The 8,623-nt window shown below is 56.2% G+C and carries 9 protein-coding genes; 4 read left to right on the top strand and 5 right to left on the bottom strand.

From position 1 onward, the window contains the following. Positions 1–189 precede the first annotated feature (189 nt). Positions 190–1,014 (bottom strand): fructosamine kinase family protein, encoded by an 825-nt coding sequence (locus TH25_RS24210; RefSeq protein ID WP_114090811.1) that lies wholly within the window; start codon positions 1,012–1,014, stop codon positions 190–192. Between the two features lie 84 nt (positions 1,015–1,098). Then, positions 1,099–1,575 carry a low molecular weight protein-tyrosine-phosphatase gene (locus TH25_RS24205; RefSeq protein WP_220151505.1) on the bottom strand — a complete coding sequence of 159 codons (477 nt, stop codon included), beginning with the start codon at positions 1,573–1,575 and terminating at the stop codon, positions 1,099–1,101. A 208-nt stretch (positions 1,576–1,783) separates the two neighbouring features. Here TH25_RS24205 and TH25_RS24200 point away from each other — a divergent pair, with 208 nt between their 5' ends. From TH25_RS24200 to TH25_RS24185, 4 genes are read left to right on the top strand one after another with little or no spacing between them, the layout of a single operon-like run. Then, positions 1,784–2,743 carry a helix-turn-helix transcriptional regulator gene (locus TH25_RS24200; RefSeq protein ID WP_114090809.1) on the top strand — a complete coding sequence of 320 codons (960 nt, stop codon included), beginning with the start codon at positions 1,784–1,786 and terminating at the stop codon, positions 2,741–2,743. A 24-nt stretch (positions 2,744–2,767) separates the two neighbouring features. Further along, the gene (locus TH25_RS24195) at positions 2,768–3,412 is read left to right on the top strand and encodes an ABC transporter ATP-binding protein (protein WP_181847834.1); all 645 of its coding nucleotides are present in this window, start codon (positions 2,768–2,770) and stop codon (positions 3,410–3,412) included. Continuing rightward, a complete protein-coding gene (locus TH25_RS24190) occupies positions 3,409–4,212 on the top strand; it encodes an ABC transporter permease (RefSeq protein ID WP_114090807.1) in 804 nt (267 codons plus the stop codon). The genes TH25_RS24195 and TH25_RS24190 overlap by 4 nt, the downstream gene beginning before the upstream one ends. 55 nt (positions 4,213–4,267) lie before the next feature. Further along, positions 4,268–5,524, top strand: coding sequence for a hypothetical protein (locus tag TH25_RS24185; RefSeq protein WP_114090806.1), 1,257 nt, complete (start codon positions 4,268–4,270; stop codon positions 5,522–5,524). 15 nt (positions 5,525–5,539) lie between these two features. On the opposite strand, the gene TH25_RS24180 is transcribed toward TH25_RS24185, so the two are convergent. From TH25_RS24180 to TH25_RS24170, 3 genes are all read right to left on the bottom strand, one after another. After that, positions 5,540–5,908, bottom strand: coding sequence for a cupin domain-containing protein (locus TH25_RS24180; protein ID WP_220151504.1), 369 nt, complete (start codon positions 5,906–5,908; stop codon positions 5,540–5,542). 115 nt (positions 5,909–6,023) lie between these two features. Next, positions 6,024–7,421: an MATE family efflux transporter gene (locus TH25_RS24175; RefSeq protein ID WP_258549297.1), complete on the bottom strand. Its 1,398-nt coding sequence runs from the start codon at positions 7,419–7,421 to the stop codon at positions 6,024–6,026. 95 nt (positions 7,422–7,516) lie between these two features. Beyond that, positions 7,517–8,323 carry a glycerophosphodiester phosphodiesterase family protein gene (locus tag TH25_RS24170; RefSeq protein ID WP_258549296.1) on the bottom strand — a complete coding sequence of 269 codons (807 nt, stop codon included), beginning with the start codon at positions 8,321–8,323 and terminating at the stop codon, positions 7,517–7,519. Between the last annotated feature and the right edge of the window lie 300 nt (positions 8,324–8,623).

The raw sequence follows: 8,623 nt of genomic DNA, 5'->3' as shown, positions 1-8,623 counted from the left end.
TGCAAAATAGCCAAATCGAAAAGTGAGGCGATCCGGCTGTACATGTCTCTTTGAGGGAATATCCCGCAGCATCGGGCGAAAAGACAAACAGTCGATGGCGTCAGGGGCAACAGGCTTGGGCTGGAACTGGGCCTGGGGCCGGTGAATTCCAATGCAATCTTGCGCCGTAAGGTCAGAACAAAACCGGTTTTAAAACCCCAATTGAGCGAGATTGCGCTCTACCGCCTGCACATAGCTGCCACCAAACAGGCGGACATGAACAAGCAGCGGATAGAGATTGTAAAGATCGCGACGGGTTGTGAAAAATTCCGGATGGAGCGGGCGATATTCGCTGTAAACATCGAAAAAATCGCGGTTCAGATCGCCAAATAGGGTGCCAAAGGCCAGTTCGATTTCCGCATCGCCAAAATACAGTGCCGGGTCAATCAGTCCGGCCAGTTTCCCCTGATGATACAGAATATTTCCGCCCCACAAATCGCCATGCAGAAGGGACGGTTTAACATCGGGCGCGATGAAATCGCCCAGACGGGCGGAAAGTTTGTCAATACGCTGGCGCAGGTGGGACGGCAGTTTTCCGCTGTCGCTGGCACATTGCGCCATGAATAACAGGCGCTGATCGCGGAAAAATTCCAGCCAGTTGGCGCAGGGTGGGTTGGGCTGGTGTAACCCGCCAATCAGAGTATCAAATTCCAGTCCGACATCGGGTTGGGTAATGTCATGCTGTGCGGCCAGCTTTTGCGCTAGATCCTGTGCGCCAGATGATCCTGCCTGACCATCGGCTTTGATATATTCCATGACCAACAGGTGATCATCGCCGTAAAGCACTCCCGGATAGCGGATGGGTGAGAGCGTGCCCAGTTTTTGTAACATCCGGCCTTCTATACAGGCGGTGTTATCGGCGGTGTGTTTGACAACGACCTGTCGTGGAACGATGCCCGTTGGTTCGCCACCGTCGGTATCCTCAAGCTCTGCCAGCATCACGCATGCCATATCGCTTTGCGACATGACACGCATATGGCGTACTGTGCATCCGATGATATCTGAGATACGTTTTTGATCTAATGTGCATTCCGTGCGTGCCATGTCGAGCCATTGTGTTTACATTTTATGGGTCTGGCGCAGTTGCTTAAGCAGGTTCCGGGACGTTTCCTCGATCAGATCAAGTACATGGGTGAAGCCCTGTGCGCCGCCATAATAGGGGTCCGGCACACTTTGGCCCTGCCGGGTGGGGTGGAAATCCAGAAACAGTTTGATGCGCTCACGGTATTTTTCGGGGCAGGCGCGTTCAAGGGCCTCAAGATGGTTGTCATCCATTGCGATCAGGTAATCGAAATTGCCAAAATCGGCAGGAGTCAGTTTGCGAGCGCGTAAATGTGACAGGTCATAACCGCGTTTGCGGGCTTCCTGTGTTGCGCGCCGGTCGGCTGGTTCGCCGACATGGTAACCCGTGGTGCCGCAGCTATCGACGGTAATTTTTTCTGAAAGTCCGGCATCCGCCACCATTTTGGCAAAGACGCCATCTGCGGTGGGCGAACGGCAGATATTCCCGGTGCAAACAAACAGAACCCTGGTCACGGTCGTCCCTTCTTCGTTTGTAAAGCCACAGCATGACACATTGTATTCTATTCGCGAACCCCCACCTGAATCTGAATGGTTGTATTTGTGGTGCAGGATGGGGCTGAAAAATTGTTTTGTAACAGCTTCGTGATATTTTTTATGGCAGGATGACCTAAACGCAGAATGCTTGTAAGATTGCGCCATCAAAAAGGGGTGCGTTGCGTTAATGCAGGAATTTGTTTCGTTCGGTCTTCAGGGGGCACTGATCCGGCAGCTCGCCTGGCTTCCACAGGGATATGATCTGGTTCCCGAGGGCACCGTCATGACGGCGGGGCGTTTGCGCTCGGTCATGCTGGCACTTGAGGAAGCGGCGGGGTCTTATGTGCTGGTCAAGCTGGGGCGTCATTTGGCGCTTAAGGAGCAGGCCCCGGTTTTGACCATGCTGCGTTATGGTGGCAGCCCGGAGCTGATTGTTGAACGCTGGCGTCGTCTTGAAAGTTATTCTCATGCCCGGGGCCGTACCGAATTTGCCACCACCAGCCGGTCGCTTACCCTGCATCGCGGCACCGTGCGCGGGCAGGCGCCTTCGCGGGTGGAAAACCTGCTGTTGCACGGGTTTATTGTCGGTCTGCTCGAAGCCATCGGGGTGGAGGGCATTACCAGCGTTATTTTGCCATCACATGGCTCTGCGGTGACGATGGTGCGCAATGGCAAGCTGGTTAAAGTGCGTGACTTTGCCGGGCGCGGGTTGCGCTGGCGCATTAGCTGGCAAAGTTTTGTCCCGGTGTCGCAGGGTTATCCGTTTATGGCCAATATGCCCGGGACGGCACCGTCTGCGGTGGCGGGGCGGCCCGTGGTGCGCAAACTTGTCGCGATGCTGGAAAATGATGTTGGCCGGGGCTGGACGATTGATGACGTTGCCCGTGATATGGAGACATCGGCCCGCACCCTGCAACGCCGGTTGCAAGCCGCCAATACCCGCTTTTCCGATTTGCTGCGCTTGACGCGTGTGCGTGAGGCGTGCCGCCTGATCAGTGGCACGGACCTTTCAATCGGTGAAATCGGCTATTGGTGCGGTTTTACCGACAACGCCCATTTCTCGCGCGATTTTCGCCGTCTTGTCGGCATGCCGCCATCGGTTTATCGTGAGGCCTCGCTGGGACATGCGGGCCTGACCCGTGCCTGATCCCTGGTGATGTTAAGGGGGCCAATGGCAGATCGCGTTCTTCAAATTGATGATTTGGTCGTGGGCGATTTGCCGCCGGTATCGCTGTGCCTGCATGTGGGGGAAATTGTCACTGTGCGCGGGCCGTCCGGCATTGGCAAAAGCCGCCTTTTGCGCGCGATCGCCGACCTGGAACCAACGGTTTCCGGCACCATCATGTTGCGCAATATCGCCCTGTCAGCCATGCCCGCGCCCAAATGGCGTGACCGGGTACGTTATCTGGCGGCTGAGCCGGGCTGGTGGGCGGAAACAGCCCGGGCGCATTTTCGCGAACCCAGTGCGGTGCAAACCCGTCTGTCCGCCCTGATGCTGACCGAAACCGTTATGGACCGCCCGATTGCCGAACTTTCCACTGGCGAACGGCAGCGCCTCGCTCTGTTGCGGGGCATGGAGGGGGCACCAGCGGTTTTGCTGCTCGATGAACCCACATCTGCCCTGGACCCGGAAAGCACACAGGCGGTGCAGACTATGCTGCGTCATTTTGCTGCACGGGGCGGGGCGATTTTGCTGGTGACTCATAACGCTGCCCAGGCGTCCGAAATTGGCGACCGGCATTATCACCTTGATCTTCAGGGATGCCGGGAAGCTTCGCACCCTGCCAAGGTGGCACATGAAAGCACGTCGCCATGATCGATCCTTTTATCCGGCTTGATATTTTTGATGTTGGTCTGGCCGCGGCTTTGTTGTTGGCGCATGGTCTGGTATCGGTGATCTATCGCCTGGGGCTTGGGCGGCGGATTTTTGTTGCCGCCCTGCGCATGGTGGTGCAGCTTTTGTTGCTGGGGCTGGTGCTGAAATATCTGTTTGCGCTAAATGCCCCGCTTTGGACGGTGCTGCTGGTATTGGTCATGGTGCTTTTCGCAGGCCGCGAAGCAACAGCCCGCCAGAAATACCGTTTTACCGGGCTGTGGGGTTTTGCCTTTGGTACCGGGGCGATGGCGGCGGCCTCCATTCTGGTCACGGGGTTTGCCCTGGCCACCCAGTTCAGGCCCGATCCCTGGTATGATCCGCGGTTTGTTGTGCCGCTGTTGGGGATGGTGCTGGGCAACAGTTTGAATGGTGTGTCGCTGGGGATGATGCGCCTGGGCGAAGCGGTGCATGATATGCGTCCGGCGATCGAGGCACGGCTGGCTCTGGGCGGCACACGACGCCAGGCCTTTGCCCCGGCCGTAAAGGTTGCCATGCAAAATGGCCTCACCCCGATCCTGAATTCCATGTCGGCCTGTGGCATTGTTTTTATTCCCGGTATGATGACCGGGCAAATCCTGGCCGGGATTGACCCCTTGCAGGCGGTTCTTTATCAGCTACTTTTGATGTTTCTGATTGCCGGTGCTACCGGGCTGGGGGTGTTGCTGGCAGTGCAGTCCGGCGTTTGGCGGTTAAGTGATGCCCGTCATCGTTTGCGTCTGGACCGTCTGGTTGCGCGCTAGTTTGTGATGATCGCCGGGCCGTCATCCGGTTTTATAAAAAAAGCGAGTATGTCTAATGTTCATCGATCCTTATGCCGGTTTCCTGCCGCCCCTTTTTGCCAACCGGCCCGATGGCGAAGATGTCACTCTGCGCACCGTCATGGTCGGCGATGCCCTGCCCAATCATGATGGGACCGATATTCCCGCCGCCCTGCAAATGTTCCTCGATCTGGTTGCGCCGGCAATGGAGCGCGCCGGGTCCGATGGTTTTGCCCATTTATGGCTTGATCATCACCCGCATGAACAGCCGGGCTGGCGCTTGTCAATCGCCCATGTCGGCCCTCTGGCAGAAATGGATGCCGCATTGGAAAAATCACTGGCACGCCTGGCCAAATCTCTGACCCTGACCGATTTTGAGACGGCTAACTGGGATGAAACCCGGCCCTTGTGGCGCAAGCGGTCTGAGCCGGTGCGCCTTGTGTTTTGGGGCCGTTTCGGACGGCATGTGCGCGCTGTTTTGGGGCATAGTGATGCGGCGGCGTTTTATTTGCCACTGGGCTCTGGCCTGCGTAGCGACCATCCTGCCACGACCCTGCCGTTGCTTGAAGATATGCTGGGCACTCGTCATCTGGTGCAAAATGGTGGCATTGGCTTTGAAGCTGCCCTGCAAATCGGTATCGCGCTCGGGCGCAGCCATTTGATCGAAAGCTGGATCGAGGCAGGCGGGGCGGAAAAGGAACCGTTCTTTCGCCCCATGCAAATCTGGCATCAGGCATGGCTGACCCATGCAGTGATGGATCTGGCGGTGGCCGCCCTTGCCATGTCGGGCCAGCCGCCTTTGCCTGCGCTGGATTATGGGCCCAATTCAACGCCCGAAAGCCGCAAGGCAGCCCTTGATGGCTTGTCAGGCTGGCTCACCACTGTGTTCTTTACCGAGGACCGTCCGGCATTGCGCAATGCCTTTGTCGCCGGGGTGCAAAATGCTGTCTGGCTCGACCCGGATTTGCAGCAATATGTTCAACCCGCTCAGCGCGATGACATCATTCAGGGGCTGGTGCCCTATTGCCGTTGGTTTCTGGCAATGGCGCTTTATAATCATTTGTCCAATCTGGGCGAAGGAAACGTCACCGCCGATCAGGCCGGGTTTTACGATATGCTGATCACCAGCCTGCCTGAACTTGCCGCTCTCAATGATCTCTCCACCCGGCGTGACATTGAACAGCACATTATCCGTATTGATGCGCCGCGGGCTGCGGCGGCTTTTGACGCTCTGGTTATTCCGTTTTGCGATATGCTGATGCCCCGCTTGGCGCTGGCGGCAACACGCAATTGACGTGGACATCATAGGTCATGGGGTTTCACCCCCATCCGGTCCCCAGAAAATCACCCAGGTCACAAAATCATCGGTAAAATCCTCAAACCGGTGATCCATGCCTGCGGGCACAAACAGAACATCGCCAGCACGGCATGGGCTGCGGTCGCCATCCCGGCTGAATATCCCCGTTCCGGACTGAATGATATAAAGCTCGTCCTGGCGGTGCGGGGTTTGATGGTCCTGCTTTTGCGGGGCATAAATCTCGACGGACATGCTGCCATGTTTCAGCAGAATTTCAAATCGCGGGTCGGCCTGATCGCGTAAAACCTGCATGGCCTCAAACAGGCTGCCGCGCCAGTTTTGGCGATTCCGGTTGGGGCCTTGTGTTGATGTTGTTGTCATGGCGGTTCTGGTCTCCTTTGTTTTTTCGATCCTCCCTTGTGCGGGTTGCAATAAAAAGGTCCGCTCCGAAAATATCGGGCGGACCATTTTGTAAGGGTGCAATGTGACTTGCCGCTTAGGGATAAGCAGGCAATTCCCGTGCTGATACAATCTTGAATCGAATGGCAAGGCCGCTCACGGCGACCAGGCTGGCAATGGCGATGCCCCAAAACAGGCCGGTTACGCCCAACCCCTGCACAAATGCCAGATAATACCCCGCCGGGATCATGACAAAGATATAGGAAAACATGTGCAGCATGGTCGGGGCCCATTTTTCTCCGGTACCGCGCAGGGCATTGATTGCCGCATTCTGCCCGCCATCGGTGGGGAAAATGATTGGCATCAAAACCAGCAGGCCCGATGTCCCGGCAATCACCACGGCATCCTTGCTAAACAGGTTGGCAATCCAGCCGGGGAAGAAATAAACCGGCAGGCTCAGGCCAAACATCACCAGCATGGTGGTGATCAGGCCGATCCAGCCCGCCAGCGCCATATCGGCCCGGTCGCGGCGGCCAAAGGCAATGCCAACCCTTACTGACGTTGCCGACGCCAGTCCCAGAGCAAACATGAACATCAGGCCCAGAATCGTCATGGTAATGCCGTAACTTGCTGCGGCCACAACACCCAGCCGACCGGCAAAAAGCTGCATGGCGGCAAAGGCCATTGTTTCCATGCCCTGGCTGGCACCCGAGGCATAACCGACCGATCGGGCCTCGCGCGAATTGCGCCACCAGCCGGAAAAACCGTCGCGCAATCCATAAAGGGCATGGTTTTTCAGCATCAAGACATAGGCCAGCATGGAAAGGGCCATCAGCCAGCGAATGATGGTTGACGTCCATGCCGCACCACTGGCCCCCAGTTCGGGCATGCCAAAGGCACCATTGACCAGGCTGTAATCCAGAAACAGGTTCACAACATTGGCCAGCAGCATCATGACCATGCCGGGCAGGGGGCGCTGTAACCCCTCCATAAAAAAGGAACAGGCGGTATAAATCAGCGCGGCCGGCAATCCCAGGGCAAGAATACGCCCCAGCGCCGCAGCATGCAGGGCAATGTCGGCAGGTTGTTCTGTCAGGACAAAAAGCCAGTCCATATGCCAGGAAATCGTGCCCAGACCGATCCCCAATAGCGCGGCATAAGGCAGGCAGGCCCGCCACACATGCCCCGCCGCAAGATAGTTTCTCCGGCCAACCGCATGCGATGTCATGATCATGATGCCGGTCAAAAGACCAACCCCCGTGACCAGCAGGGAAATGAACGGGGCATGGGCCACGTTCAGATAGGCCAGTCCGGCACTGTCATAATTGCCGACAACAATCGTATCTACCACCGACATGATCAGCATGCCGATCCGCGCAATCACAACTGGAACCGCCAGGCGGAACAGCTCTGTCAAATGCCGTTTCACCCGGTTATGGGGGTAAAGTGGCTGGGGCGAATAATCCGGCGTCATGCCGTTTTCAGGCGTCGTCATGTTAGACATTTCCGAAATGTGTCCCTTTGTGCCGTTTCCGTGGGTGGCGGTGATACGGCAGTTGGTGCGGGGACATCTTGTTAATAGAGGTCTTGTTATTTGATCGGGGGGATGACGGTGGTCATCAAAGCAGGGTTATCGGTGATAATGCTGCTCACCCCCCAGGACAGCAGGCTACGTGCCCGGTCCGGATCGTTAACTGTATAACAGATCAAAGGTACATTTTCGCCTGTTATTTCCGCACACATTTCTGCCGTAAGTTGTTTATGATCAACATGCAGGGCACTGGCCTTCAGGCGTTTATATTCCGCCTGCCAGTCGCCGGGAATCTCCTCAACCAGCCAGCCGCAATCATGATCGGGGCAAAGCCCGGCCATTTTCGCGACAATATCGCGATCAAAACTCGATAACAGGATCGGCACATCCTTGCGGTTGGCAATTTCACGGGCGACTTCGCCTGCCAACTTCATGGCATCACAGCCCGAGGGCTTGATTTCCAGGTTAACCCCCATGCCTAACGCCGCCAGGGTATCAAGCGTTTCGGAAAGGGTGGGAATGCGCTCGCCTTTATATATGTCTGAAAACCATGCTCCGGCATCAAGCTGGCGTAATGTTGCCAGGTCATGGTGATGAATGGGGCCGCTGCCATTGGTCGTGCGTTCCAGGGTGTCGTCATGAATAAGGACACATTGGTCATCGGCACTTAATGTTACATCACATTCAATCCAGTTCACCCCGCGCGCCTGGGCAACCCGAAAGGCGGCAATGGTGTTTTCCGGGGCTTCGATGGAGGCACCGCGATGGGCAACAATATGGGGAATGCGGATCATGATCTGTTCTTTGCCTGCTGTGTCGGGAAAAAGGTCCAGTGAACGGACACTCAGTTTTATTGGTGCCCGCATATGCTTCAATTTCTTTACGCCGGGAGTAAAGGCGACAAAAGCGAAAATACTGTGTCGTTATGTGTCGGTTTTTGCCAATTCGGGCGTAACTGCCCGGACTCCAAGCCGATATTTTTAAGGATCACGCGCTGGTATTTGTCATAAATCCGACATTGATCGACTTGTGTGCGGCGCAATGTCAAATAATGCTGCATATGCAAAACCCGCAAACCCCAGCATTTGTGCGGACCGTTTCGGGCCTGTACCTAATGTCTCGTAAAAAACGTCATTTTTCTTCAAAAAAGGTGTTTACAGGTTGGT

The sequence above is a fragment of the Thalassospira profundimaris genome, assembly GCF_003326755.1.
In the GTDB taxonomy this organism is placed as follows: Bacteria; Pseudomonadota; Alphaproteobacteria; order Rhodospirillales; family Thalassospiraceae; genus Thalassospira; species Thalassospira profundimaris_B.
The sequence above is the reverse complement of the archived record's forward strand: the minus strand, read 5'-3'. Positions and strand labels throughout refer to the sequence as shown.

What these genes read in the sequence shown, in the direction of transcription:
- TH25_RS24210 (WP_114090811.1), bottom strand. Translation starts at nt 1,014, where the DNA reads ATGCGTGTCATGTCGCAAAGCGATATGGCATGCGTGATGCTGGCAGAG.
- TH25_RS24200 (WP_114090809.1), top strand. Translation starts at nt 1,784, where the DNA reads ATGCAGGAATTTGTTTCGTTCGGTCTTCAGGGGGCACTGATCCGGCAG.
- TH25_RS24195 (WP_181847834.1), top strand. Translation starts at nt 2,768, where the DNA reads ATGGCAGATCGCGTTCTTCAAATTGATGATTTGGTCGTGGGCGATTTG.
- TH25_RS24190 (WP_114090807.1), top strand. Translation starts at nt 3,409, where the DNA reads ATGATCGATCCTTTTATCCGGCTTGATATTTTTGATGTTGGTCTGGCC.
- TH25_RS24185 (WP_114090806.1), top strand. Translation starts at nt 4,268, where the DNA reads ATGTTCATCGATCCTTATGCCGGTTTCCTGCCGCCCCTTTTTGCCAAC.
- TH25_RS24180 (WP_220151504.1), bottom strand. Translation starts at nt 5,908, where the DNA reads ATGACAACAACATCAACACAAGGCCCCAACCGGAATCGCCAAAACTGG.
- TH25_RS24175 (WP_258549297.1), bottom strand. Translation starts at nt 7,421, where the DNA reads ATGACGACGCCTGAAAACGGCATGACGCCGGATTATTCGCCCCAGCCA.
- TH25_RS24170 (WP_258549296.1), bottom strand. Translation starts at nt 8,323, where the DNA reads ATGCGGGCACCAATAAAACTGAGTGTCCGTTCACTGGACCTTTTTCCC.